This is a genomic window from Streptomyces albidicamelliae (assembly GCF_025642175.1).
In the GTDB taxonomy this organism is placed as follows: domain Bacteria; phylum Actinomycetota; class Actinomycetes; order Streptomycetales; family Streptomycetaceae; genus Streptomyces; species Streptomyces albidocamelliae.
Genome location: NZ_CP106795.1, coordinates 1,406,211 through 1,432,293 on the forward strand (window position 1 = coordinate 1,406,211; position 26,083 = coordinate 1,432,293).

Annotated in this window: 17 protein-coding genes and 3 pseudogenes; 11 read left to right on the plus strand and 9 right to left on the minus strand. The window is 68.5% G+C overall.

All coding sequences use genetic code 11. The annotated features are described in order from the left end of the window. Positions 1–563: 563 nt before the first annotated feature. The 6 genes from N8I86_RS06585 (at position 564) to N8I86_RS06610 (ending at position 7,503) form a co-directional block, all read left to right on the plus strand. Entirely contained in the window at positions 564–1,904 is a 1,341-nt protein-coding gene (locus tag N8I86_RS06585; protein ID WP_263277364.1) for a hypothetical protein, read from the plus strand. Positions 1,905–2,469: 565 nt separating this feature from the next. Continuing rightward, positions 2,470–2,847, plus strand: coding sequence for a hypothetical protein (locus N8I86_RS06590; protein WP_263277365.1), 378 nt, complete (start codon positions 2,470–2,472; stop codon positions 2,845–2,847). A 283-nt stretch (positions 2,848–3,130) separates the two neighbouring features. Further along, on the plus strand, positions 3,131–3,973 hold the full coding sequence (locus tag N8I86_RS06595) for a vWA domain-containing protein (protein WP_100572672.1): 843 nt from the start codon (positions 3,131–3,133) through the stop codon (positions 3,971–3,973). Between the two features lie 25 nt (positions 3,974–3,998). Further along, entirely contained in the window at positions 3,999–4,853 is an 855-nt protein-coding gene (locus N8I86_RS06600) for a hypothetical protein (protein ID WP_100572673.1), read from the plus strand. Continuing rightward, positions 4,853–7,102 carry a hypothetical protein gene (locus N8I86_RS06605; RefSeq protein WP_263277366.1) on the plus strand — a complete coding sequence of 750 codons (2,250 nt, stop codon included), beginning with the start codon at positions 4,853–4,855 and terminating at the stop codon, positions 7,100–7,102. Before N8I86_RS06600 ends, N8I86_RS06605 begins: the two co-directional genes overlap by 1 nt. Before the next feature lie 251 nt (positions 7,103–7,353). Beyond that, positions 7,354–7,503 (plus strand): hypothetical protein, encoded by a 150-nt coding sequence (locus tag N8I86_RS06610; RefSeq protein ID WP_263277367.1) that lies wholly within the window; start codon positions 7,354–7,356, stop codon positions 7,501–7,503. A gap of 90 nt (positions 7,504–7,593) precedes the next feature. Here N8I86_RS06610 and N8I86_RS06615 read toward each other — a convergent pair. Both N8I86_RS06615 and N8I86_RS06620 read right to left on the minus strand, forming a co-directional pair. Continuing rightward, positions 7,594–7,941: pseudogene (locus tag N8I86_RS06615) on the minus strand (AbiJ-related protein); the annotation flags it as partial. Positions 7,942–8,280: 339 nt separating this feature from the next. Next, positions 8,281–9,417 (minus strand): hypothetical protein, encoded by a 1,137-nt coding sequence (locus N8I86_RS06620; protein ID WP_263277368.1) that lies wholly within the window; start codon positions 9,415–9,417, stop codon positions 8,281–8,283. Positions 9,418–9,542: 125 nt separating this feature from the next. On the opposite strand from N8I86_RS06620, the pseudogene N8I86_RS06625 reads away from it, so the two are divergent. Continuing rightward, a pseudogene (locus N8I86_RS06625) lies at positions 9,543–9,720 on the plus strand (thioredoxin-disulfide reductase); the annotation flags it as partial. Positions 9,721–10,063: 343 nt separating this feature from the next. On the opposite strand, the gene N8I86_RS06630 reads toward N8I86_RS06625, so the two are convergent. Continuing rightward, positions 10,064–11,590: a class I SAM-dependent DNA methyltransferase gene (locus N8I86_RS06630; RefSeq protein ID WP_234375911.1), complete on the minus strand. Its 1,527-nt coding sequence runs from the start codon at positions 11,588–11,590 to the stop codon at positions 10,064–10,066. A gap of 165 nt (positions 11,591–11,755) precedes the next feature. Between N8I86_RS06630 and N8I86_RS06635 the strand changes: the two genes are divergently transcribed. The 4 genes from N8I86_RS06635 to N8I86_RS06650 are packed head-to-tail and all read left to right on the plus strand — an operon-like array spanning position 11,756 to position 18,668. Beyond that, the gene (locus N8I86_RS06635) at positions 11,756–12,070 is read left to right on the plus strand and encodes a trypco2 family protein (RefSeq protein ID WP_100572675.1); all 315 of its coding nucleotides are present in this window, start codon (positions 11,756–11,758) and stop codon (positions 12,068–12,070) included. A 1-nt stretch (position 12,071) separates the two neighbouring features. Continuing rightward, on the plus strand, positions 12,072–14,234 hold the full coding sequence (locus tag N8I86_RS06640) for a serine protease (protein ID WP_263277369.1): 2,163 nt from the start codon (positions 12,072–12,074) through the stop codon (positions 14,232–14,234). Continuing rightward, positions 14,231–15,241 carry an AAA family ATPase gene (locus N8I86_RS06645; RefSeq protein ID WP_100572677.1) on the plus strand — a complete coding sequence of 337 codons (1,011 nt, stop codon included), beginning with the start codon at positions 14,231–14,233 and terminating at the stop codon, positions 15,239–15,241. Before N8I86_RS06640 ends, N8I86_RS06645 begins: the two co-directional genes overlap by 4 nt. Before the next feature lie 16 nt (positions 15,242–15,257). Then, positions 15,258–18,668 (plus strand): protein kinase family protein, encoded by a 3,411-nt coding sequence (locus N8I86_RS06650; protein ID WP_263277370.1) that lies wholly within the window; start codon positions 15,258–15,260, stop codon positions 18,666–18,668. Between the two features lie 438 nt (positions 18,669–19,106). On the opposite strand, the gene N8I86_RS06655 is transcribed toward N8I86_RS06650, so the two are convergent. From N8I86_RS06655 to N8I86_RS06675, 6 genes and pseudogenes are all read right to left on the minus strand, one after another. Then, complete coding sequence (locus tag N8I86_RS06655) at positions 19,107–20,303, minus strand: Wadjet anti-phage system protein JetD domain-containing protein (RefSeq protein WP_263277371.1); 1,197 nt, start codon at positions 20,301–20,303, stop codon at positions 19,107–19,109. Between the two features lies 1 nt (position 20,304). Then, on the minus strand, positions 20,305–21,096 hold the full coding sequence (locus N8I86_RS06660; RefSeq protein ID WP_263277372.1) for an SbcC/MukB-like Walker B domain-containing protein: 792 nt from the start codon (positions 21,094–21,096) through the stop codon (positions 20,305–20,307). 8 nt (positions 21,097–21,104) lie between these two features. Beyond that, complete coding sequence (locus N8I86_RS06665) at positions 21,105–23,192, minus strand: ATP-binding protein (RefSeq protein ID WP_263277373.1); 2,088 nt, start codon at positions 23,190–23,192, stop codon at positions 21,105–21,107. Between the two features lie 289 nt (positions 23,193–23,481). Then, a pseudogene (locus tag N8I86_RS39280) lies at positions 23,482–23,721 on the minus strand (ATP-binding protein); the annotation flags it as partial. A 2-nt stretch (positions 23,722–23,723) separates the two neighbouring features. Beyond that, a complete protein-coding gene (locus N8I86_RS06670; RefSeq protein ID WP_263277374.1) occupies positions 23,724–24,344 on the minus strand; it encodes a DUF4194 domain-containing protein in 621 nt (206 codons plus the stop codon). Continuing rightward, positions 24,341–25,822, minus strand: a complete 1,482-nt coding sequence (locus tag N8I86_RS06675; protein ID WP_263277375.1) for a DUF3375 domain-containing protein — start codon at positions 25,820–25,822, stop codon at positions 24,341–24,343. Before N8I86_RS06675 ends, N8I86_RS06670 begins: the two co-directional genes overlap by 4 nt. Positions 25,823–26,083 lie beyond the last annotated feature (261 nt).

Genomic DNA, 26,083 nt, shown 5'->3' on the forward strand with positions numbered 1-26,083 from the left:
GTCTGGAACCATTGGAGCCCTATCCCGGGACCGACATGCCCTGGCGGTGCCGCTGCACAACATGCGGCACGATCGGGACTCCCACTCATGGGTCGGTCAAGGGCGGACAAGGGGGCTGCGGCCCGTGCGGGCGCAAGAACGCCGGGCAGGGCATCAGCCGGGCATGGTCGCGTCGCCGCGAACTGCCCCGCACGGACGGCGACCGGGCCGCAATTGAGGCGAAGGACTTCGACCTCGAGCCGCTGGAGTCCTACCCGGGACCGAGCGGGCTGTGGCACTGCCGCCACCTCCCGTGCGGCCGAGACGTCGAGATCAGGTTGAGTAACCTCAGGCGCGGCCTTCGGGCATGCCCGTACTGCCCCCCCTCCCTGGGTGGCCGACGCCGCTGGCCCGCGGACGAAGCCGAGGCCCTCATGCGTGCCGCTGACCTGGAACCGCTCGAACCGTACGCCGGGCGTCGTGACAGGGCGTGGCGGTGTCGCTGCAACGGCTGTGGGCGTGAGACGTCACCGAGTCTGGGCGGCATTCTGGCGGGCCAGGGCGGCTGTCGGCACTGTGCCGACGTGAGGGCGGCAGCGGGTAGAAAGACCGACCCGGACATCGCGGTGGCTGCCATGCGCGCGGCCGGGCTGGAGCCGCTGGAGCCCTATGCCACCTCGGTGACGGCGTGGCGGTGCCGTTGCACAACCTGCGGCAACGAGGTCTCCCCGACGCTCATGAAGATTCGTGCTGGTGGAGGATGCAAGTTCTGTGCCACCCACGGCATCGACCTGTCAGGACCGTCGAAGGTTTACGTGATCACCCACCAGGAGTGGAAAGCCGTCAAGATCGGGATCGGTGCCTGCACCGGCTACACCTCTCGCCTCATCCAACACGAACGCCAGGGTTGGCAACTGCATCAGGCCCGTGACTACACCACCGGCGCAGCCGCCTACGACGTCGAGCAGGCCGTGCTGGGCCACCTGCATCAGGCCGGACTCATTCCTTTCCTCACGAGCGACATCATGCCGAACGGCTGGACCGAGACCTGCTCCGCAGCCCGCATCACGGCGGCCGAGGTCTGGGCCATGGTCGATGAGGAAACACGGAGCGCAGAAAAACCCTATGCGCCCCGAACTGGCGGCCGACCACGTGCCGCGGTCCTCATCGACGCGGAGGCCGCAGCCGCTGAGATGCGGGCTTGCGGATACGAGCCACTCGTGCCGTATCCCGGCCGCACCAACGCGACTTGGCCCTCGCGCTGCATGACCTGCGGGCACGAGGGGCGTCCGACGTTCAATGCCGTCCGTAACGCGGGCCAGCGCTGTCGCGTCTGCCGGGCAAAGGAAACCCAGGCGAAACGCGCCGCCACGAACGCGCCGAAGGCCCAGGAAACCATGCGCGCGGCCGGACTCCAACCGCTTGAACCCTACCCGGGCAGCCAAACACCGTGGCGGTGCCGCTGCACCACATGCGGTCGCGAAACCAGCCCCACCTACTCCAACGTCAACAGCGGTTCGAAGGGCTGCCGGTTCTGTGCCCTCAACTCGGCAACCGACGAGCGTGCGTCCGCCGAAGTACGAGCGGCCGGGTTCGAGCCACTGGAGCCGTACCCCGGCCGTACCACGGACCGTTGGCGCTGCCGCTGTTCCTGCGGAAACGAGGTCATGACGCGCCTGTCATCCGTCCGGTCTGGAACCACCGGCTGCAAGAAGTGCCCCCGATCCGGTGGCCGAACCGATCCCGCGACAGCCGCCGCGGAGGCACGCGCCGCCGGGTTCGAGCCGTTGGAGCCCTATCCGGGGAAGACCACCGACCGGTGGCGCTGCCGCTGCAGGTGCAGCACGGCCATCACCCTCACCCTGACCAGCATCAGAGGAGGCCGTACCGCGTGCGGAACGTGCTCCCGAGGCGCGACTCGATAACCGTCGGTCACGATGCACCCCGCCGCTGCACCAGTAGTCGAGCAAGCCCGGGTTCCGTCGTACCAACCTTCTTTAGGAGATCGCTGCCGCCCGACGGCATCCTCGGTATCGGCCCCCTTTGAAGATGAGTTCGCCGGATCATGAGCGCCTCGGCGTCCAGCGATGTGGCCGACGTCCTGTCGACGGTAGTCGACGTCAGCTGACATGGGCAGGCCGCACAGTCTTCAATGGCGTCATGGCCACGCCGATGCCAACACCCCCGCCTCCGCCCGCCACTCTGGAGACGATCGCGGGTAGCGCCACGCTGGACGCAGTCCTGGAGTGTCTACGCGCGCGGCGGCCGGTGTTCCACTCCGAAGCCGATCTCCAGCACAGTTTCGCCCTCGCTGTAGGCGAGGTCGCACCGGATGTCAGGTGCCGTCTCGAGATCCCGGTACGCGGAAGCAACGCCTCGGAGTACCTGGACCTCCTGTGCCTGGGGCCGGCGAGCCGTACGGCAATCGAGTTCAAGTACGTGACCCGACAATGGTCGGGTACAGCAGGGACGCCTCCCGAGGAGTACGCCTTGCGCGGACACAACGCCCCAGACGTCGCACGTAGGGACTTCCTGCGGGACGTAGCAAGGCTGGAACGCTTCTGCGACCGCGAGGACCAGAACGGGCTGGCCCTGCTCATCACAAACGAGGCGGCCCTGTGGCGCCCCAGGCAACGCAGGATGCCCACCAGGGACGAGGAGTTCCGCATCCACCACGGGCGCCAACTGAGCGGCACCTTGCTGTGGGCCGGCGGTTCCTTCCCGGACAACACCCGAGTGCTGCGCGGCGCCTACACGCTCGCCTGGCGTCAGTACACCCAACTGGAGGGTTCAAGTGGCGAGTTCCGCTGCCTTGCGGTGTTCATCACTCCGAGCGCCGCGCAGCCCCAGTGGCCACACGAGACGTAACCAGCAGACTGCCTCGCATGTCATTGATCACGGGAATCTGCCCTGATGGGAATCTGCCCTGGGTGAAGGCACTAGCCTCGATTCCGGAGACATCGAAAACCTCCTTCACGACTCCGAGCAGCACGTGGATCCAAACGTCGTCGAGCAGACCGTCGGGGGCTCATGCCGACGGCCGGTGGAACGGCATGTGAGTGTCGATCACCTTCGGCACCAAGACTGTGAAGGCAGTGTGAAAGCACTGGTCATTCGATATGGTGATCCCCTTCACAGCAAGGGGGGCGCAGTGCCGTACACCGCAGAGATCAGCCGAACCAATCCGGGTTGCTTCATCTTCCTCGTGGACCAGTCCGCCTCCATGAGCGATCCCATGGGCGCCGGTGAGGTCGCGCAGCAGAGGGCCGAGGTCGTCTCCGACGCGATCAACCGGCTGCTGACCGAACTGTCCGTCAAGTGTGCCAAAGAGGAAGGCGTACGGGACTACTTCCACGTGGCCGTGATCGGGTACGGACACAATCACGTGGGCTCCGCGTTCCAGGGGGCGCTGGCCGGGCGCGACCTCGTTCCGCTGAGCGAGGTCGCCAACAACCCGGCGCGGGTGGAGAGCCGTACCAAGAAGGTGCCGGACGGCGCCGGCGGCCTGGTCGAGACCTCGGTGCAGTTCCCGGTCTGGATGGACCCGGTGACCAACGGCGGCACGCCCATGACACGCGCCCTCGGCTACGCTGACAGCCTCGTCGCGAACTGGGTCGAGGCCCACCCGAGCGGCTTCCCGCCGATCGTGCTCAACCTCACCGACGGCGAGTCCACCGATGGCGACCCCACCAGCGCCGCCATCGCGCTGGCCTCGCACGCCACCGCGGATGGCGCGGTCCTCCTGTTCAACCTCCACGTGTCCGGCAGCGGCGGCACACCGGTCACCTTCCCGGACAGCGAGGAGGGGCTGCCGGACACGTACGCCCGGCTGCTGTTCCAGATGTCCAGCGTGCTGCCCAGCCACATGCGCTCCTACGCGGCCTCGCAGGGGCACCGCATCAGCGAGACCACCCGGGGCTTCGTCTACAACGCGGACATCACCTCCATCGTGGAGTTCCTGGACATCGGCACCCGCGCCACCGAGCTGCGCTGACCACCGAGACGGAGCTGCGCTGACCATGGAGGACGTTTCGGCCCTGCCGGAATGCCAGCTGCTGCGGGTGCCCAAGGCGGGCAACACGCTCAAGGAGTGCGAGGACGCCGGGCGGTCCTGGGTCGGGGACGCACGGGCCGACGACCAGGGCCGTACCGTCCTCCCACTGTACGCGGCGGTGTCCGACGGCGCCTCGGAAAGCCTGCTCGCGGGCGCCTGGGCAGAGCGTCTCGTCGCGGACGCCGTCGAGTCGATGTCCCTCGGCCGCGACTGGTGGGACGACGTGGACACGTTCGTCGTCGACCTCATGGAACGGTCCGCGCCTCGCTGGGAGGCGTACCTCGAGTGGTACCGGGCGGAGCGCGACGCCCGTGGCCGGCCCATCACCTGGTACGAGCAACCCGGCCTGGAGAAGGGCGCGTTCGCGACCGTCCTGGGGGCGGAGGTCCGAGCCACCGTGTCCGGTGACGGTACGGCCGATTGGTCCTGGCACGCCTTCGCCCTGGGCGACAGCTGCCTGTTCCACCTGCGGGACGGTGTCGTCCGGCGGGCCTTCCCCGTCGAGGACGTCGAGGGCTTCGGCATCACCCCCCAGCTCCTCGGCAGCCGTAACCACGACACGGCCCTGGTGGCCCAGCGGCTGCGGCTCGCCCACGGCACCCTGGCGCCGGGCGACGAGGTGCTGCTGGCCAGCGACGCGCTCGCGGCCTGGCTGCTGTCCCCGCACCACGGGCACCGGGCACCGGGCACCGTGCTGGCCACGCTTGCCGAGGTGGGCGATGAGCCCTTCACGGAGTGGGTGGAGGACCAGCGGGCGCGCGGGCTCATGCGCAACGACGACGTGACCCTGATCCGGATCCGGGTGAGAACGGAGGCGTGATGGCTGTGTCCCGCGGCGGTCGCCAAGCCACCGGAACCGGTGCGGTCCGGAAGTTCCCCACGGGCGCGAACTACGCGGAGGCCCTGCAGCACCCCGAACTCTGCTTCCGCGATCCCGATCTCCAGCAGGGAACCGTCCAGCAGAGCCCCGTCCTCGGACCCAAGGCGATCTCTGGCAACTTCGCCAGCGTCTTCTCCGTCACCACGCGGGACGGGCAGCGCTACGCGCTCAAGTGCTTCACCCGAGACACCTCCGCCATCGGCGTCCGTTACACCGCGATCAGCGCTGCCCTGCGCGCCCTCGACACCAGTGGCCTCTCCCAGCCGTGGCCTATGCGCTTCGAGTTCTTGGAGCAGGGCGTGCTGGCTCTCGGCGACTGGTTCCCGGTGGTGCGGATGGCGTGGGTGCAGGGCACCGACCTCATGTCATGGATCGACCGCCACCGCCACGACTCGGCTGCCGTCCTCGCCCTAGCCGACCGCTTCCTCGCGCTGGCGGGCGACCTGGAGGACCACGGCATCGCCCACGGCGACCTGCAGCACGGCAACATCCTCGTGGCGGACGACAACACCCTCCGGCTCGTCGACTACGACGGCATGTACGTCCCCGCCCTCAAGGGCGAGGCGGCGACGGAGAACGGCCACCGCAACTACCAGTCGCCGCAGCGCAGCGCCGCCGACTTCGGGCCGACCATGGACCGCTTCTCGGCCTGGCTCATCCACCTCTCCCTAATCGCCGTCGCCACCGACCCCGGCCTGTGGACCCAGCTCCACGACACCCAGGGCGAGTACCTGATCCTCTCCGAGCCCGACTTCAAGGATCCGGCGACCTCCCTGGCCTGGCCCCTGCTCCTCGGCCACTCCGACCAACGCGTCCGCACGGAGGCCGCCCGCGTCCAGGGCTTCCTCGGGCAACCCTGCTCCGGGCTGCCCCGCCTGACCGCCGCCGCCCTCACGCTCCCCGTCCCACCCCGCAAGCGAAAGGGCGGCGCCGCGGCTCCGACGGCGACCAGCGGTACGACGGGTGCCGCCGCCCCGGCAAATGCACCTTCCGGTGGCATCCCAGCCTGGCTGGTGGATCGCGTGGCGTCCGCCCCCGCCAGAGCGGTGCCGACTAGCGCGCCGGCCCCCGCCTCCGCTGGCTTCACCGGGCGCCGCCCTCGCGACCTGGCGGCCGCGGCCACCGCCGTACTGAGCACCGCCGCCCCCGCCGTGCTCGCGGTCACTGTCGGACAGCCGGAGGGCTACCTGCCTGCCGCGCAGGGGGCCGCCCTACTCGCCTCGGCCGCCATGATCGGCGTAGGCCGGCGGCTCAGGCCGGAGTACCGCACCGCCCGCCAACGGGTCCGGGGACTACGTCGCCGGGCCCGCGAACTCAAGGATCCGGCCGGCGCCCACCGGCGGCTGGAGCAGGAGATCCAGAAGCTGGACGCCGCCACGGCCAAGGACGGCGCGGCCACCGACAAGCGCATCCAGACCCTCCAGACCGACCTGCGCGACGGACTGGCCCGCATCACTATGGACCTGAACCGCCGCACCGACCAGTCCGGCAAGCGCAAGGCGGAACTGCCCGCCAGAGAGCAGAGCATGATCGCCGCCGCGCTGGAACCCGCGGTGCGCCAGCACGTCGAGGCGAAGCTGCGCGCCACCTCGATCCAGGAAGCGCGGTCACTGCCGAACATGGGCGCCAAGACGGTCGGGGCTCTGGTGCAGGCCGGTATCCGCACGGCGGCCGACTTCACGGGGGTGTCCTACTCCCAGAGCCAGGGTTCCGGGAGCCGTGTCGCCTACTTCGTCCGCCCAGGCGGCCACCACGTCCGCGTGTCCGGCGTGGGCGAAGCGCGGGCGAGTGCCCTCGACGCATGGCGGCGGTCCCTGGAGCAACGGGCCAGGGCCTCCGCACCCGCCAAGCTGCCCGGGCCCGCCCTGACGAGGATCCGCGCAGAGATCGCCACGCTGCGGGCGCAGTACGACCAGGAGGTAAAGCAGGCGGAGAGCAAGGCCCAGCAGGACAGGGACGTCCTCCAAAAGCAGATCACCGACGAACGGCAGCGGCTCACGGCCGACCGACAGCAGCGCGCTATGGAGACCCAGCGCAGGCGTGCTGACCTGTTGCAACGCCAGAAGCAGCTGAGCGGCGCCGAGGCGGAACGAGCGAGAGTGAAGGGCGAACTCAGCACCGCACGGACGGAGACCCGACGCAACCTCGGTGTCCGGAAATACGTCACATTCCTGTTGACGGGCCACTGAACCAGGCGACAGGACAGGGAGATCGGGCTCGGCCGTCTGGTTCCTCCAGTCCGGTGAGACGGCCGGCAGCGGCCCCATGTCGCCTTCGACCACGAGGGACTGGACGTCTTCGTGCTGGAGACGGGTGAGTACGGCTTCCGTCGTTGCCAGACCGCGTTGATGACGGCCTCCGTGAATGCAGGCAGGAGGACAGAAGGCACGGTGAGGACTGCCTCGGACGTGGCGTCCGTCCATCCGTCACCGGGAATGGGGTGGTAGAAGCCGCCGTCGCGGCGCAGCGTCAGTACAGTCCGGCGGAGCAGGTCTCGGGCGACTTCCTCGCCGTCGCGGTCGAGGAGGCTGCAGTTCTGGCCGAGGACGAGGTCGAGTTTGCCGGTGTCGTCGTCATCGAGCGGCAGTGAGACTAGCGGGCCGGTGTCCGGTGCGGGGGCTGATCCGTAGACCGGCCGCCCCGATATGAACTTGAAGGGGCGGAGGGTCCAGCCGCCCGGCCCGAGGAGGCGGTTCAGCTTCGCGACCCCTTGGGATGAGTGGTCAACGTCGGGCTGCACCTCGGGATGCACGAACCGCGCTAGGAAGGCGAGCAGAACCTCGTCAGGGCCATCGAGGAGTTGAAACTGGGGGTATTCGAAGACCCAGTCGTCAGACCAGTCGAGTGGGTTGTTGATCCGGTACTGGAAAATGTCTTCAGGTGCCGCCGTGAACCGGGAGTCCGTCGACGCCAGCCTGTCGAGGTCGTACAGGGATCCCAAAAAGTCGACCTCGTCGATCATTCCCCACCAGGGGCCGCCCTCACCGCACAGGTAGTCGAAGATGTCGCGTCGCGCGAGTGTCGTGATCCTCTGTGTGCTCTGTGGCGCCGGGTAGGCGCGAACTGCGTCATGCCCCCAGGATGGACGTCCGTCGACTCACCCGGCAGGCGAATGAACATCCTGGCTTTCTGACTTCAGACGCCATCCGCTTTATGCGCGTGATCGTTTGGATCGGGCTAGGTGCGCATGAACTCCGGCTGGCTCCCGGCATAGCCGGGAGCCAGGACGTCAACGCGAGGGCGGCCGTCACCGCGGTATCCACCTCGCGCGATGCCAGCCGCTCCGGGCAACCGGTGGTGCCGCCCCGGCAGCGACCCCGCCGTTTGGCAGACCTCGGCCTTCGTGTGGGGTCTGCGCACCACGGGTTTAGCGTCGCTGGCAGCGATCCCGTAGCTCGGCGATGACCGCCCTCTCGTGTGTGTTGAGATCCCCGTCAACGGCGGCGACCCGTTCGGCGGCGTAGACAACGTCACTGAGATCCCCAGGCTCGGCATCGATGCGGTGCCATACCTCGCCCGGGTCAATGTTGACGACGTTGGCGAGTTGCTCGTCATCGACCTGATGCCGTTCCCAGGCAAGCCGCGTCAGCCGCTGGAACAGCAGGCGCTCGGCGTCAGTGATCTCGCCGTCCGCGTTGATGACGAGCCACGCGACCCACAGCATCAGCCTCGGGTGCTGCGTACGTCGGATCAAAGTGTCGGCGAGTTCAATTACCTCTGCCTCGTCACGAAACACGGATTTGGCATAGCGTCCTGCGGCCAAGGTCGTGTAGCGGTTCACGAGGATGGTCAAGGGGATGCCAACGCCGGGGATGCCGAACTTGATGATATTGCGTTGCAGGAGGTGTTTCCCGACGAACGGAAGGCTTTTCGCGGCGGCAAGGACCGCACCGGAGTAGTACTTCTTGAGGACTTGCCGGACCAGGCCGGGTACGAACTTCAGGCTGACGCGGGCGGCTTCTCCGGCCTTTATACCGAGTGCCACCCGGACGAGTTTCATCGTGTCTTCGGGATCGTCCACGTCCAGGGGAATCCGGTAGATCACCGCGATGTCGTAGGCCAGGCGCATCTGCAGCTGGGTAATGTACGTCAGGTCAACCATAAAGGTGAAGACACCGGCCGGAACAGTGGCAGGGCTGGCGCCACCCAACGACCCGATGGTGGCAGCGATCGTCCCGTTGTAAAGGCTGGAGGTGATCCCGCCTTCAATCATGGCGTTCTTTACCGCGAGCTTGATCTGCTGCCCGACTATGCCGTCCGCGGGCACGCCCTTGTACTTCTGCTGGAAATACTCCCAGGTGGCCTTCTCGGCGTACGACCGCAGCGCCTGGGTGCAGAGTTTCGTAAACCAGCCGCCCGACTTGATGTCGTCCGCGCTCAGCCCTGCGACAAACTCCCGCAGTTTGGCCCGCTCCTTTTCGACAGCTTCGCGGTCGGCGTCGGCGTCGTCGTCGCCGGCGTTGTCGTCGCCGGCGTTGTCGAAGCTAGGCAGCACTTCGGTCACAGCGGGGTCCCCTCCCAGATAGTTCAGCGACCTGCAAGGTTGCCAGATATGGGCAGAGGAGCGGTGGTACCCGCGCAATCCCACCGCTCCTCGTTGTGGGGGGGTCACGTCGTCGCGTGACCTCAGTGACCGACACCGGCATACGCGAGGTCATCGTCATCGACTCCGGCCGCGCCGGATTCACCGCCGCCCTCTACACCGCCCGCGCCAGAGTTCAAGCCGCTCCTCTTCGGCAGCGCCATCTTCGTCGGCGGTGCGCTCACCACCACAACCGAGGTCGAGAACTTCCCCGGCTTCCCCGAGCGCCCTTGACGGGGCTGAAGCGCACCATGACCCCGTCAAGGTGCGCCATACGGTCCGCTACCGTGCGCGCTTTCCCTCCCTTCGCGGGCCGATGCGCGCACGGCCGCGTTTATCCAACGGCCCTGTCGGCGGCAGCCTGTGCTCGTGCCTATGTTCCGGGTCCCGACCAATGACAGGTTCCACGGTGCCGTCGTGGGCAGGACAGCACCGTAGAGGGGCGCGGCCGTCCCAGGTGGCGTAGTGCAGTCGTGACGAGCGTGTGGGGCCAGACGGCGTGTGCCCAGCGTTCTCGCTTTACGCGCCTCAGGCACCCCGCCCAGCCGGGGGCTCTCGCTGGCGGTTCTCAGTCGAAGATTGCGTACAGGTCCTTCATCAGGGCCGCGGGACCGCTCCGCGGGACCGCTTGCGGCTCCACGGCGGCTGGCAGGCCCACGCCGACATAACGTGCCGGGGCCAGCGCGTACTCATGCTCGCGCACAGTCGCCACATCCGCCGAGAAGCAGAAGCCGGACTCGTCTTGGTAGGCCAGGTTTGCTTCCTGCGCTGATGCCGTGCCTCGCCAGGCGTGGTAGGTGCCAGCGATTTTTGCGAGGTCGGCTTCTGTCAGATTCCGCTCGGTCCGGTCAACCATCTCGCCCATTCCGCGGGCGTCGATGAAAAGGGTTGTGCCGCGCCGGTCGTCCAGGCGTTTCGCGCCCTGGGGGGACTTGTCTTTGGTCAGGAACCACAGGCAGGCCGGGATCTGGGTCGTCCGGAAGAGTTGGGGCGGCAATGCAACCATGCAGGCGACCAGGTCAGCTTCCACCATCGCCTGGCGGATCTCAGCCTCGACTCTGGGCGAGGAGTGTGAGCCGTTGGCGAGGACGACGGCGGCCGTCCCGCGGTCGGACAGTTTCGAGACGGCGTGCTGGAGCCACGCGAAGTTGGCGTTGTTCCTCGGAGGAACCCCGTACTGCCAACGGACGTCGCTCTCGTCCCGCGCCCAGTCCCTCATGTTGAACGGCGGGTTGGCCATCACGAAGTCGGCCTTGAGGTCCGGGTGCTTGTCGTCGGCCAAGGTATCGCCCCAACGGGCGGCCAGGTTGGCGTCGATGCCGTGGATGGCGAGGTTCATCTTGGCCAGGCGCCAGGTGCGCTCGTTGACCTCTTGGCCGTAGACCGCGATGTCGGCCTTGTGGCCGCGGCCCCCGTGTGCCTCGATGAACTTGCTCGCCTGGACGAGCATGCCGCCTGTGCCGCACGCCGGGTCGTACACGCGCCCGTTGTACGGCTCCAGAATCTCCACGATCAGCCGGACCACTGATTGAGGGGTGTAGAACTCGCCACCCTTCTTGCCCTCCGCGCGCGCGAAGTTGTTGAGGAAGTACTCGTACACGTCGCTCAGCACGACCTGGGCCGGCTTGTCCTCGGTGCTGCCGAAGCGCGCGTCGGTGATGAGGTCGAAGAGTTCGGCCACGCGCTGTTGGCTGGCGTCATCGCGGTTGAAGACCTTGGGGAGAACGCCCGCCAGAGAGGCGTTCTCCCGCATGACCGTGTCCATCGCCTCGTCGAGGAGCTTGCCCACACCCTGCCTCTTAGCGTTCGCGGCGATCCAGGGCCAACGGGCGGTCTCCGGTACCCAGAAGACGTGGGCGCCGGTGTACTCGTCGCGGTCCTCCAGGAAGACGCCGATTCGGTCGTCCGAGAGGCCGTCCTCGGCAAGCTCCTTGGCGAGCTTGTTCCGGTGCTCGTCGAACGCGTCGGAGACGAACTTTAGGAAGATCAGCCCGAGTATGAACTCCTTGTACTGGGCGGAGTCGACGGAGCCGCGCAGCTTGTCGGCTGCCTTCCAGAGGATCGCCTGGATCTCCTCGGGGGTGGAGGCGCTCAAGTTTCCTCCTGCTCGGTGGACTTCTTCTCGCGCGGTGGCATGCGGTGGACGGTTCCTTCCACCGAGTCATTGTCCATGACCGAGGTTTGTGGTGTCTCGCGAGCGTTGTACCGTACCGGCGACCTACTGTTTTTCTCATTGTCTTGAACCGGGGGCGGGGCGAAGGTGTCGACTATCGGACTGGCCGCAGCCATCGAGGAGCTGCGCCAAGAGCTGTACGAGGCGCAGCAGCTTGGCATCAACCAGCAGTTCGCCTTCGGCGTCGAGGAGGCCGAGCTGGAGCTGCAGCTGGAGCTGCGTAAGTCCGCCAAAGGGGACGGCAAGCTTTCCTTCGGCGTAGTTGTCGTCGGCGCGGGGGGCGAGCAAACCACCGTCCGTACCCACAAGCTGGTGCTGAAGCTGTCGGTCAAGGACCGGGCCCTCGGAGGCGCGCGCCCCGAGATCGGCGACGACGAGTTCGGGTCGCTGGACGAGGAGTGACGTGGATCGCCGCAGACTGGCTCTGATCCGCAGCGGGGGCACCGGTGAGGGGCGCCTCACCGTCGGCTCCGGCTATCTGATCGCCCCGCGGCTCGTACTGACCGCCCGCCATGTGCTGGAGGACCGCGACACGGGAACGCTGTGGCCGGTCATCACCGTACGCGTAGGCCACCACCTCGACGGCGAGACGACGCGCGCGGACGCGGAGCTGCTCTGGGCCCACCCGGACGGGCTGGACGTCGCACTGCTGCGCATCGACCGCAAGATCGATCCGCCCGGCTCCGTCCGCTGGGGTTGCCCAGCGGGCACCGCGCCGTTGCCGTACGAGGGCCTCGGCTATCCCTGGGCCGCCAAAGGGGAGACCCGGGCCCCGGAGCACCTGCGCGGTGTGCTGCCGGTCCTCTCTGGAGGCAAGGACCGCTACGTCCTCGACCAGGGACCGGCCCCCACCGCCCGTACCGACGGCGGGAACGCCTGGGGCGGGGCCTCGGGCACGGCGATCTTCTGCGGCGGCCACCTCGTCGGCGTCGTGACCGAGGAGGACCACGCCTACGGAGCCCGTCGGCTGATCGCCCTGCCGGTGTCCTCCTTCGCCGGGGACGGCGGCTTCGTGTCCCACGTCGAGGAGCAAACCGGTCGGTCTCCCGAGCTGAGTGCGATCGGCGCGTCCCTGCCCGAGGCCGGGCCCGCCGCCGAGCGCACGCCCGCTGAGCGCGAACTGGAGACGCTGCTTGCGCCGTTGTTCTCGCACCCCGGCGTCCGTGTCGACCACGCCCGGGCCCTGGCGCGCGAACTGGGCTACGAGGCCCAGGGGTATGAGCCCACTGCTGCCGACCTCGTGGCGCTCCTCATGGCCCATCCCCGAGCGCTCGCGTCTCTCGGCGAAGCCCTCGCGAGCAGCGCGCAGGGGACGGCCCGCACCGCGCTGACTCGTCTGTTCTCGTGGGCCAGGGGACTCGACTGCGGGTCGCTGCTCTCCGTGAACGAGTACGACGCCCTGATCGGCCTGCTGCGCCGGCTCTGCGAGAAGCAGCCGGCGCTGCTGCCCCGAACAGCCGGTGAGGCGCTGCGGTACGTCGTACTTCCGGAGATCCTCACCCGTCCGCAGCTCAGCGCGGACGATGTCTGCGGCGTGGTCGAGGGCTTGGAGGATCTGTCCGACGGTGTGAGCGGTCCCGAGGATGCCCCGCCGGTGCCGGCGCTACTGCGGCTCGTCGAGTACGTGGCGGCGGCCGCGGGCAACGGGCTGGGCGACGACCTGCGCGCGTGGTCGGGGAAGACCGCCCGGCGGCTCGGTATCCACGCCGGGGCCTTGGCCGAGCGGCGTGCGGACGCCGCCCAGTGGGCGAAGCGCGCAGCGTCGCCGGTGTCGCGGGTCGTGATGGAGTTGGCACACGACCCCGCCGCAGGAGACGACCGGTACCGGGTCCGGATTCTGCTCGTCCGCGACGACGGTTCGTACCGCGTGCTCAAGGAGGCGGAGTCGGAGCCCAAGACCCCGCGGGAGGCGGCGAGCACCCTGAGCGAGGCGGTCTTCGCCGCGGCCCAGGAGCCGGGGCAAGGCGACCATGTGCCGTGGGTGACCGTCGTGGTCGACCGGGCGGGGCTCGACTTGGCCGTCGACGAATGGGAGCCCGGAGCGCTCGACGACATTCTTCCGGCGTGGCCGATCGGAGCGGAATACCGCGTCTCCCTGAGCTGCCCGGAACTCAGTGACCAGAGGCCGGAACGCGAAGGCGACCAGGAGCGCCGGTGGAAGAACGGACGCGCGTCGGTGCTCGTCACCGGCCGGACGTCCGGCGACGCCAGGCAGCTCGTGAATCTGCTGAAGACTGAGCATCGTGATACCGCGCGGGTGGTTCTCCACGGCCCCGCCAACGAGCGTCGGTCCTGGTTGCTGAAATGTCTCGTCCTGGGCGTCCCGGTCGTGCTGTGGGACCGTGAGGCCATTGGCTACGAGGACGCAGGGAGACTGGAGATCCTGGCTCCCGCCGGCGACCTGGAGGGACTTCCCGAGCGGGTCCGGGGCTTCCGGAGCGACTCGGCGGCTTGCCCGGCGGAGCGGCGGGCACGGCCCTCCCTCGTGTGGGAACCGGAAGGTCGTCTCCCGCAGACTGAGTCGCTTCAACTGAGTGACCCTTGGAGAGGATCGCACGCGTCATGACCACCTCAGAGCCCCTGGCCGGTACAAGCCCTCGGCTTTCATCCTCCGACGGCGGAGGCGACGACTGGTGGCTGTTCCGCGGAGACGGCGAGCGCCGTGAGGTACCGTTCCCCGCTGCACCCCCGTGGCGCCGGTTCGACCGGCAGGAGACCGTGACCGGTGACAGGGTTCCGTACCCGCGGCCCTACCTCATCGGCCCCGACGAGGTGGAGGTGGTGAACGCGGCACTCCACCTGCGCCGACCCCTCCTGGTGACCGGGCAGCCCGGCACGGGCAAGTCCTCGTTGGCCCACGCCATCGCTCACGAACTCGCGCTCGGCCGTGTCCTGCAGTGGCCGGTGAACAGCCGCTCAACTCTTCAGGATGCCCTTTACCTCTATGACGCCGTCGGCCGGCTGCGCGAGGCGACCCTGCGGCGCGACGCGGACGGCACCGAACCGGACATCGGCCAGTACATCCGGCTCGGCCCTTTGGGCAACGCGCTTGTGCCCCGGGAGCGCCCCCGCGTGCTGCTCATCGACGAGCTGGACAAGGGTGACGTCGATCTACCCAACGACCTGCTGACCGTCTTCGAGGAGGGTGAGTTCGCCATCTCCGAACTCACCCGGCTGCCCGCGAGCCACGCACCGGTACACGTTCGAACCGACGACCTGGATGAGACCGCCCCGGTCACGCGCGGCCGCGTCCGCTGCCGTGAGTTCCCGGTTGTAGTCATCACCAGTAACGGCGAACGGGAATTCCCGCCCGCCTTCCTGCGGCGCTGCGTTCGCCTCGATCTCCCCGAGCCCAACGAGCGGCGGCTTCGGGAGATCGTCGCCGCGCACCTCGGTCCCGACGCCCTGGACGACACCGACGACCTGCTGCGGGAGTTCCTCGAACGCCGTGCCGAGGGCGAACTGGCCACCGATCAGCTGCTGAACGCAGTCTTCCTCCGCAAGGGTGGCGTGAACCTCGACGCGGCTTCCCTCCTCCAGGGCGTCCTGCACCGTCTCGGCGGAGCCGTGTGACGCCGTGATCTCGCGCGTGACGAAGGTCCTGGCCGAGAGCGGGGTGGAGCTCTCTCTGGAGGAACTCCTGGACGCCATGTGGCTCGCCGGGAAGCTGCCTCGGGACTCCGGGCCCCTGGTGCGCTCCATCGGCGTGGCCGCTGCGAGCTCGGAGCGGCACGGCGAGCCCCACCACGAGGGGTCGACGGTGGCGGCGCCGGAGGCCGCGGAGCCCGCACCAGAGCCGACCGCTGCGGAGTCCACGAAGAAGCGGTCCGCGCGCCCGCTTCTGGCCTCGGCGCAGGCCAGTCCCACCGAAGACGCGCCAGCGCTCGCGGGCCTGTCACCGGCGTTCGCAGTCCGCGCCCCGGACAGCAGCATCCTCGGCGCCGGGCAGCTCCGGCTCGGCAAGTCCCTCCGGCCGCTGCGGCAGCGCTTCCCCGACCGGCGCCAGCAGGAACTCGACGTCACACGAACCGTCGCTGCCATCGCTGAGACGGGCGTGCCCGAGACCGTCGCCCGTGCGGTGCGCACCCGCTGGCTGTCCCTGGCCCTCGTGGTTGACGACGGCGTCTCCATGGTCCTCTGGCAGCGGCTCGCCGCCGACGTCCGGGCACTGATGGAACGTGCTGGGGCCTTCCGAGACGTGCGTGTGTACGGACTCGACACGCGCAGCGACACTCCGTCTCTGCGGACCACCCCCTACCGCCACCGCGGCCGGCTCTTATCGCCGAAGGTCCTGTGCGACCTAACCGGCAACACCCTCGTCCTGGTCGTCAGCGACGGTGTGGGCGAAGCCTGGCGGGACGGCGGGATGCGCCGGGTGACGGACCGCTGGGGACGTTGCGGTCCCATCGCGATCGTCCAGGCACTGCCGTCCCGGCTCTGGGCGAGCACCGGCATCGGCGCACGGCGCTGGCAGGTCACCACCCATCGCCGCGGCGGCCCCACCCGCGCCTGGCACGTCACCGACCCTGACCTGCCGCCGGACCTGGTCCGCTTCGACTCCGTACCCGTCCCGGTCCTCGCGCCGACCCCTGCGGCCGTCGCCGACTGGGCGTGGCTCGTCGCCTCACCCGGCGGCACAGCGCTCCTCCCGCTGTGGGACGCCGGCCGTCCCGGCTCCAGCCGGACCGTCGCCGACGCCCGGGACGGCGACGCCGCCGAAGCGGTACTCCGCTTCAGGGAGGCCACGTCCGCCGAGGCGTATCGGCTCGCGGCCCACGTGGCGGCCGTCGCCCCCGTCACGCCGCCCGTGATGCGCCTGGTGCAGGCCGCCCTCGGGCCGCCGACAGACATCGGACACCTCATGGAGGTGTTCCTAGGGGGCTTGATGCACGAGCTCGACGCCGACGGTGCGGACCGGCTGCCGCACCACCGGCGGTACGACTTCACAGACGGCGCCCGGCGCGTTCTCCTCAGCGCCGTCTCCCCTAGGGAATTGCTGCGCACCGCCGAGGCTGTGACGCAGCGCATTGAGGCCGCCGTCGGCCGCGCCCCGGTCTTCCCGGCGTGGGTCGGGCACCCGGACGGCGCGGCCGTCATCGACGACACCGGGCGCTCCTTCGGCTGGCTACGGGAGCAGGCACTATCGCGGCTCGGCATCCCGTCCGCCGACGCAAGGCCAGTGGCGCCCATGCCGAAAACCCGTGTCCCCGAGGGCGAGACCGGGGATTCCACCGAGCCCCGGGACTCCGCAGCCGCCGGGACTGATGAGGCGTACGACGACGCGCCGGGCGAGACCCTGCCAGCCGGCTGGGTGGAGCTCCTGCCGGAGGACCCGGTACGGCTCGGTCGATTCCGGCTCCGTGCACGCAGTGCCCACGGGTGGCCTCACCTGACGATGTACCTGGCCGAGGACGATGACGGCACCGTCGCCACGGTCCGGGCGCCGGTCATGCTGCATACCCGCGACCCGGGAACCGCGCGGGACCTCGTCCGGACGGAAGCCGAGTGCCTGACGCGGATGCAGGGCACGCATGCCCCCGCACTCCTCGGTGTGGCGGCGCCCACCACAGGGGAGCTGCCGTGGGTCGCGGCGAGCTGCGTCCACGGCCGCACAGACGCCCCGTCCTCACCGCCCGCACCGAACCTGCGCGCCGTCCTCGACGAACACGGGGGAATGGTCCCGGAGGAGCTTTTCTTGCGGATCGGGCTGGGCCTGACGGAGGCCGTTGCCTTCGCCCACTCTCGGGGGCTCGTGCACGGCTCGCTCTCACCCCTGGCCGTTCTCGTGACCGACCGCGACGTCCGGCTGGTCGGTTGGGCGACCGCGACGATCGACGGAGTCGACAGTGCTCACCGCGACGTGCTGCCCCTCAGCGACACCTACCTGGAGGCGGACGACGACGAGCGGTCGCTCACGCCGCAGAGCGATGTGTACGCCGTCGGTGCGCTGCTGCTGGCCTTCCTCTCGGGACGGTGGAGCGACCCCAGGGACGACAACTCGCGACATGGTCCCCTGACCAACCCCAGGATCGGCCCGGTGCTCCTGCGGACTCTTTGGCGTTGCTTGGAGCGTGACCCCGCCCGCAGACCCTCCGCCGCTACCCTGGCCGAGGCGTTCGCCCTTGCGTCCGGAGGCCCGACGGCCGACCGAGCGTCGGAGGAGGTCGTCGCTGAGGACGTCCGGCGGGTTCGGGATCTGGCGGGGCGGGACATCGGCACCTACGGGCTGGAATTCGCCCGTCTTCTCCTGACGTTCTCGAACCAACTGGCCTCCGTGGGGCAGCGGGAGGAGTCGCTCGCTGCGGCCCTGGAGAGCGTGGAGGTGTACCGAGAGCTGCTGTCGGTAGGGGGTAACTCCGCCCCCGTCCCCTTCTCGTCTGGTCTCGCCGAGGCCCTCAGTAATCTTTCCGTGCGACTGGGCGAAGCCGGCCGGGCGCGGGAGAGTCTCGACGCGGTCGCAGAAGCGGAGACGCTGTACCGGGAGCTGAGTCGCCGGGACTTCGGCTTCTTCGGCGCGGGCCACGCCATGACCCTGAACAACCAGTCCAACCGCTTGGCGGAGGCAGGTCGGTACCGTGAGGCACTCCAGGCTATCGAGGAGGCTGTTCTCATCGGGCGCAGAAGGGCCGAGCTGGGTGAGCCGGCGGTTGGGGGCGATCTGGCGAGGAGTCTCACGAACCTGGGCAGCCGCCTGGGCGACCTGGGACGGCAGGGCGAGGCTCGGACGGCCGTCGCCGAGGCTACCCAGATCTACGGTGCCCTGCCTCCGGAGGAGGCGCGGCGCGTCTGGACGGACCACGCCATGAGCCTGATCAATTTCGCCGTCCTGCTCGGCGACGAAGGACGTCACGACGACGCCCTGAGTGTGGTTGACGCGAGCTTCGCCGTGCTGGACCAGTACGGAGACGAACGGTCGCGGGCTGCGTTCGAGATTCAGGAGTGGTCCCGGCGCATCAGGCACTGGCTGGAGGGCCCCGCCGCGCGGGCACCCGGTCAGTAGTCGGCAGCACGGCGGAGAAGTTGGTGCCCAGGTGTGTGCTCGATGCGCCACGGTCCGATGCCTGCACCGCCCCGGGCTGGCGCCCACCAAGCACCTGCACCGGGGGCCTGATACGACGACGCCCCGCCGGCTTGCTGCGGCGGGGCGTCGTCGTGCAGCCAGCGCGCTACGCGCGGCCGATGCGACCTACGCAGGACCCCCCGCCGGAGCATCATTCGTTTCGAACGTCTGTTCCGAAAAAGGGGTTGCCTCAACCCATGTAGTCCCAGCGGCGATTGCCGCGCAGCCCATCGGTCGTGGGGCCCATGCCGCTCTGGGTATTTGGTCTGCAGATCGAACCGCTCGGCTCCGACGCCGCGCCTGCACCCCGGGGCGCGACAGAACGGCAGCGACGCCGCAGTTCCCGGTCTCCGACTGCCGGCCAGGCACGAGGGTTAGTCACCGCGGCCCTTGGCGCAGGTCGTTGAGGGCGACTTCGAGCAGGTGGTAGCGCACGCGTTCTTGTTCGAGTCGCACGTTGGGGCCGAACTCGCCGTCCGCGAGGCTGGCGTAGACGTCGGCTTCGTCCGGGGTGAGCGTGCCGAGAGGCTGGTGGGTGGGGGCGTCCTCCTTCACCCATTGGCCGCGGTGCTCCAAGAGAGTGCTCCGGTCCATCAGGATGGACTGCGTGTGCGGGAAGGCCCGATGCAGCCGGTCGAGGATGGTGAAACCGTGAGTGTCCAGGTCGCCCCAGTACACAAGGCGTACATCGTGCAGCCAGGTCAGGGCGGACAGTTGGGTGACGGCGTAGCCGCCGCCGTGGATCACGATGCTGTGGGGCTGGTCGGGGAAAGCGAGGTAGGTGGTTTCGTTCTCGATGACGAACACGGTCGTGATGCCGGGCGGCGGCGCGGTGAACTCATCCGCGCGGATCATGAGTTCGCTGAAGCCCCCCAGCGACTCGCCGCCGAGCAGCCGAAATCGCAGGTAGGCGGGCTTGCGCAGGAAACGGAAGCGGGCGGCGAAGTCAGTGCGCGCGGCCTCGGCGTCGATGCGGTCGTCGGGAAGGCACTGTTCGAGCAGGGTGGTCAGGATAGCGCGGTGGCGTTCGATGAACTTGGTGTCCACCCCAGGTACGTCGAGCTGGCGTAGGTAGACGGCTGGGCCACGGTAGTCGGTGATCCAGCGGATCGTGCCCTCCAGGCGATGCCAGTCGGCCTCCCGCTGGAGGACCTGCATGGGGTGGGCAACCATCCAGTCGATGAGAGCGGGCAGCCTTTCCTGGGTGGAGGCCAGCAGGGCTTGGTAGCGGGCGACCGTGGGGGTGACGCCGAGTATGCGCCAGAGGTCGTCGCGGTCGTCGACCCAGACGCGGTCGGGGATGTAGTTCACGCCGGCCAGGCGTTCGCCGAGCCGGCGGTATTCGATGCGCAGGTGCCGGTGTGCGCTGGGCGCCCACGATTCGGTCCAGGCGAGGACGTCGTCGTAGTGGCGGGTGATGTCGCCGGCTTTCGGGCCGCGCAGGGGAATCTCGACGGGTTCCCAGGGTGCCCCGTTGGCGAGTTGGGTGAGGTAGGTACCCGTGTTCCAGCGTTTGCGGAGGCGTTCGAGGACGGCCTGCGGCGTAGTCCAGTTGAGGTTTTGATGCGTCGTCATCTCAGTCTCCCTGTCCGGCGGCGGGCTGCAGTCTGGCCAGGGTGTGGGCGAGGCGTTCTTGGCGGTATTGGGCGATGGTCAGGGTGCGTAGGCGGGAATGGTGTCCGCTGGGGTTGTCGACGAAGCCGACGGCGGACACGTAGGGCTCGATGACGTGGATCTTCTGCAGTGGGGTGACGATAAGGAGTTGCAGGCCCAGACGTTTGAAGAGGTCCAGGGCGAAGCGGGCGGATTCCTCCGAGCCGCGCCCGAAGGCTTCGTCGATGACCACGAAGCGGAAGGTACGGCTTCTGCTGTGGGTGGTGTCGAGCTTGAACTGGTAGGCGAGAGAGGCGGCCAGGATGGTGTACGCGAGCTTCTCCTTCTGTCCGCCGGACTTGCCGCCGGAGTCGGAGTACACCTCGTACTCGGAGTCGTCCTCGCGGCGTCGTTCGCTGGCGCTGAAGACGAACCAGTACCGCACGTCGGTGACGCGCTTGGTCCAGCCGCGGTCGCTGTCCGCGTGGCCTTCGCGGCCCTTGAAGCGTTCGATTAGGTGCTGGACCTGGTGGAACTTCTCCTCGGAGTACAGGTCGGAGTCGTCGCCGGATAGGACGTCGTCGGTACAGGCGCGCAGTTCCGCGGTGAACTCGCGGATCTCGGTGTTGGGCGTCTGCTCGGGCTTGAGCATGATGTAGCGGCCCGGGTTGTAGTCAATGCCGGCCAGCGACTCGTTGATGGTGTTGATGCGGTCGCCGATCTCGTCGGCCCAGATGTTCAACTGCGCGTGTAATCCGGCGATTTCGCGGATCACGTTGGTCTTCAAGTAGGTGCGGAACTGGTCCTGGAAGCGCGGCAGGTCGTCGGCAACGAGCTGCTGGTCAGGGCACGGTAGCCAGGGGCGGAGGCAACCGAGGCGTCGAGTTCGCTGGTCTCGACCTGATAGGTGGTGCGGAAGGAGCTCATCTGGGCGGCGATCGTCTGGGCGAGGCGGGTCTGCTCCTTGGCCCAGCGGTGCTTGTGCGCCGTCATCTCCTCGCGCAGCCGGGTTTCCGTCTGCGCGCACTCCTGCGCGGTCCGGCACGCCAGGCGGGCGGTGTTCAAGCGCTGTTCGAGGGCCGGAAAGTGCGCCTGTGCAGCGCCGGCGGCCGGTTCGTCGAGTACCGCGCGGGCCTCGTCGCGGGCGCGTTCAGCGGCGTCGCGCTCGCCGTCGACCCGTCCCCAGCTCTGGCTGGCCTTCTCGTAGGCGGCTCCCTGTTCGGCGATTTCGTCTGCGGTCTCGGTGAGGCGGCGGGTGAGTTCGTCCAGGTCGTTGGAGGCGGCTTGCAGGCGCTGCTTCTCCGCGGTCAGCTCGGTGATGCGCCGTACCGCGGACGGCCAGTCGATCTCGCTGTAGTCCACCATCGCCGTCAGCCGGTCGAGGACCTTGTCACGGCTGATGGCGTCCTCGTAGGCGGCCCCCAACGTGCGTCTCTTCTCGTCCATCTCGCGCTGGGCGCCATGGACTCGTCCCGCCTGATCCAGGAGGGCATCAATCTTCGCCTGGTTCGTCCAGCCGAGCACATACGTGCTGCGGTCGTCGATGCGGGTGGTGTCGTTCTTCTCGTGGCGGCCCCGCGTCCCCTTGATCAACCCCTGTGCGGTGATAGCTAGTTCGGCGTGCCGGAAGTCCTCCATCGTCGGCACGCAGGCGTGGGAGGCACGGCGTTCGAGCTCGCCGGCCAGCCACGGAGCGAACGGCGAGTCCTCGCGCACTTCGAGCTTGGTGAACAGCGCCATGGACGCACCGGTGGGCAGGCGCCGTGGCGGGAGCTTCTCCGGGACGCGGAAGTAGACCAGCTTCGTCCCCAGGTGGTGGTCGTTGATCCAGTCGGAGACGCGAGCGTACTGATCGCCGGGGACCAGGAGGGACACGGCGAAGCCGCGCAGCAGCCGCTCGGCGGCTCCGGCCCACGCCTGTTCCTCGTCTCGGACCTGAATGAGTTCGCCGGCGAAGGGCAGAGCACTGTCTTCGATGCCGAGTTCGCGGCTCAGGCGAGCGCGTACCTCCAGCTGCTTGCGGGGGATGTTGCTGCGGCGCGAGCGCAGACTGATCAGGTCTGCGTTCAGGTCCTCGGCCCGCTGCTTCAGCTGTGCGGCCTCGACTGCGAGCGTCTCCAGGGCCGTGCGCGTCTCCTGTGTCGTCCCGGCGACGTCGTGCTGGGCCCGGGCGACCTCCTCAAGGCGGTCGGTGAACTGCGCCTGATCGGTGACCGGGGCAAGCTCTGCCTGCTCCAGCAGGGTTGCGTGCTGGCGGGCACGCTTCTCCTGAGCGGCGCGCTGCTGCTCCGTCTCCTCGATCTGGCGCTCCAGTTCGCCCAGGCGCCCGCCGCCCAGGCCCTCACGCTGCAGTTCCCACCGGCGTTCCTGGTCCCGCAGCCGCTCCAGCTCGTCCTTCGCGGTCTTCTTCTCGCCCTCCAGGCGGGCGAGCATCCGCTCCGCCTCGGCGCGCTGGGCTTCGTGCAGCGCCGACGTGCGCTGGGCGATGAAGTACCGCAAGGCGGCCTGCTGGCCGTCGGCCTCCTCGATGCGTGCGGCCAGGCCCTCATAGGCGTCGCAGTCCTCAAGCAGCGGGGTGAGGGCCTCGATCTGGGCACGGGCCCGCTGAACGGAGTTGTAGGTAGTAGTCAGAGCGTCGAAGTGGCTCACGATGTTGTCCGTCATCGCCGCCGCATCGAACGGTTCGAGCATGTGACTGCGCACGAACTCGTCCAGGCTGCCCACCGACTTCATCGACACCGTCTGATGGAAGAGCTCCAGCGCCTGTTCGGACTCGATGCCCATCCGGCGCCGGAAATCCTTGCTGTATGGCGGGAACGTCTTGTGGACGCGGACATCGCCCGCTTCGAGACGCTTCTTCAGCGCCCGCACCTCGGTGCCGAAGTCGGCGAAGTCCCCGGCGACGGACAGCGTCCGGTCGGCGACGAGGAACAGCCGCTCGGGGCTGGTGGCGATTCCCGTCGGCCAGCCAGAACACCTGCCCCAGCGTGACGGTCGCAGCCATCGCCGGGTTCGTGAACACGCCCAAGATGACGGAGTAGCTGCCCGGCTTTCGCAGCGCTACTGGCTTGGTCGTCCCGGTGGTCTCGTTGCGTTCGGACTTGTAGTGGCCCAGCACGTAGGAGCGCAGGCTGCGCTCGCCGCTCTCCGCACCGGCTGCCTTGTTGTAGGCGATCTTGCGGGCGGGCATGAACAGCGTGGTGATCGCATCCACCAGGGTGGACTTGCCGGAACCGATGTCACCGGTCAGCAGGGCGTTGGCGCCGCCGAGACCGAACGACCACACGTGCTTGTCGAACGTGCCCCAGTTGTAGACCTCCATACGCTCCAGTCGGAAGCCTGCCGCAGCCAGGTCGGTGGAGGCACTCGTGTCGGCGGGGCCGGGCTGGGCGGGGATCATTGCTACTTCTCCTGGGGGGTGTGGGTGGCGGCGTACTGGGCCAGGTTCGTGTCGAAGTCGGCGAGCCACTGCCCGTCGACGAAGGCTTTGATGATCCGCTGCACCTCGAACAGCTGCTCCTGCCCGCGAGCGCGGCGCAGGAACTGTAGATCCACCACCTTGTTGATGTGGCCGTCGATCTGGTCGACCAGACGTGCCTCGTTGCTGCCGGCCGGGAGAAACATCCGGATCATCTCGACGATCTCGTCCCGGGTGATCATCAGGCGGGTGCCGTCGGCGCCCGCGTCGAACTCGGCAAGCCTCTTGCGCAGCAGCACGACCAGCAGACTGACGGGGTAGGACAGCGAGCGGCGGGGCATCAGCCGCGGCGGCGCCATGCGGGGATCGCGGTCATCGTCCTCCTCGTCGGGTTTCGACTGGAGGAAGGCGTAGCCCTCCATCTCGTCGATCACCACGCGCAGCCCCATGACGTCGACGTAGTCCTTCACGCCGGCACTGTGGTGCAGCAGCGCGTCCCAGGCCCGCTCGTGCTGGTCGCGGAAGACCGGGCCCTTGAGTAGCTGGTTGACCGGCAGCGAGAGGGCGTACGGCTGCTGCGGGGTGGGGGTGGCAGGTGTGGTCATCGCCCCTCCTTCGGGCTGGATACCCAGGCGATGCCGGGGCTGGTGCGAGCAAAGGTGACCACGGGCACGGTGGCGACCTGCTGGACGTCGTCCTCGCCGATCCACGTGATCTCTTCTTGGCGGTCGTCGTCGAACACGGTGGTGAACCCGTCGTCCGGTAGCGCGAAGTAGGCGACCAGTTCGGCAAGCCCCTGCTCCAGAGGGTGCTCGCGCAGCGTCTCGGCCAAGGACACCTGCGTGCGCAAGCCCAGGGCGTGGTGCACCGCGGCCGTGAGCCGGGCGGGATCCACATACACCGCCTCGAACAAGGCGTCGGCGGTGAACTCATCGTCCCCCGCCTCGATGCCGGTACTGTCGATCGGCGCCTTGACCACCGGCGTATACAAGGGCCGCTCCATCGGCAGGGCGATGGCCGGGGCTGCCGCATCGATCTCGGCGACCAGATTCACGCCCGGCACGTCGCGCAGGGCCAGGGCCTGCGTCTCGATCGCGCGCACCAGTTCCAGGACACGGCGGTCTTCCGAGCGCACCTGGTCGTCCAGGAATCGGCGGAGCTGATGGGACAGCTGCCGCACCGTGGCCTGGGTGCGTTCGGCGGCCTCCAGCCAGTCCCGGGGCATGCGACGCATGCGCGGGTCAGGCTCGTCGATGGCTTCCATGGCCTCAACCTCGGCCAGCAGCGTCTTGAGTTCGTCCTGACGGCTCGGGGCGAGCAGGAAGTCGTAGAACGCCTGGAAGGTCCGTCCCTGGTCCGACTCAGCGATGCTCTCGCGGCTGCTCAGCACCTCATCCAGGAGTTCGCCCTTGGCCCCGTCCCACGCGGCGATCTTGCTCCGCAGGTCCCGGTCCAAGTCCCGGAAGTTCGCCTCAACCTCGCGGAAGTCGGCCAGCAGCCCATGCGCCGTCGTTGTCACCTGCTGGTAGCGGTCCCGCAGCGCCGCGCTGTCCAGAACGTCTACCTCGCCGGCCTCAACACGCTCGATTTCCTGGTCGATTTCATGCCGTCGCCGGGAGAGCTCGGCCAGTCGCGCCTCGGGGTCCGTTTCGGTGCCGAACGTCATCTGCCGCAGCAGATCGAAGATCGTATTCAGGCGCGACTCCGTACCGACGAACGAACGCTCTTCCAGCGACCGGACCCACGCGATCGCCTTCTCGACCGCGGCCGTGGCGTCGTAGTGCGGCTCGTCCGAATCCGCCGGGTAATACTTGCGCAGCCAGCCGTTCCCCGGTGCCGACCAGACATCCAGATACGCCTTCGCGGACTTGGGAAACGTGCCCTGCCCGAGCCGGTCATTGAGGGCGAACAACTCATCGTCCAGACGTTCGACAAGCTCCGCACCGGCAATCGAGCGCGCTCCCTGCTCGACGAACACCTTGTTGAAGAAGCTCAACATCAGTGCCGCATTGTCGGCCTTCAGCAGCCGCCAAGCAGCGCTCTGCTTCCGCAGGGCGACCAGGCGGTCGTAGTCCAACTCCATACATCCTGCCCTCTCACTACCCCAGCAAGTACGACCGCATTTCCCGCCAACAGAGAAAATGGACGCCCCACTCGATCGGCACTCATGCCCGCACAGCCGCGCATGGGCATTCCGCGCCGGCCACAAGGAACCGTAGAGGCCACCACTGACAACGGGACTCGGCCCGAGCCGATGACGGGATAGGCCAGGCTGCCTCGGGGAGGGAAAACGGCAGGCAAGAGGCCGGATACATCCGGATCTGGATCGTTCCCGCTTCTCGCC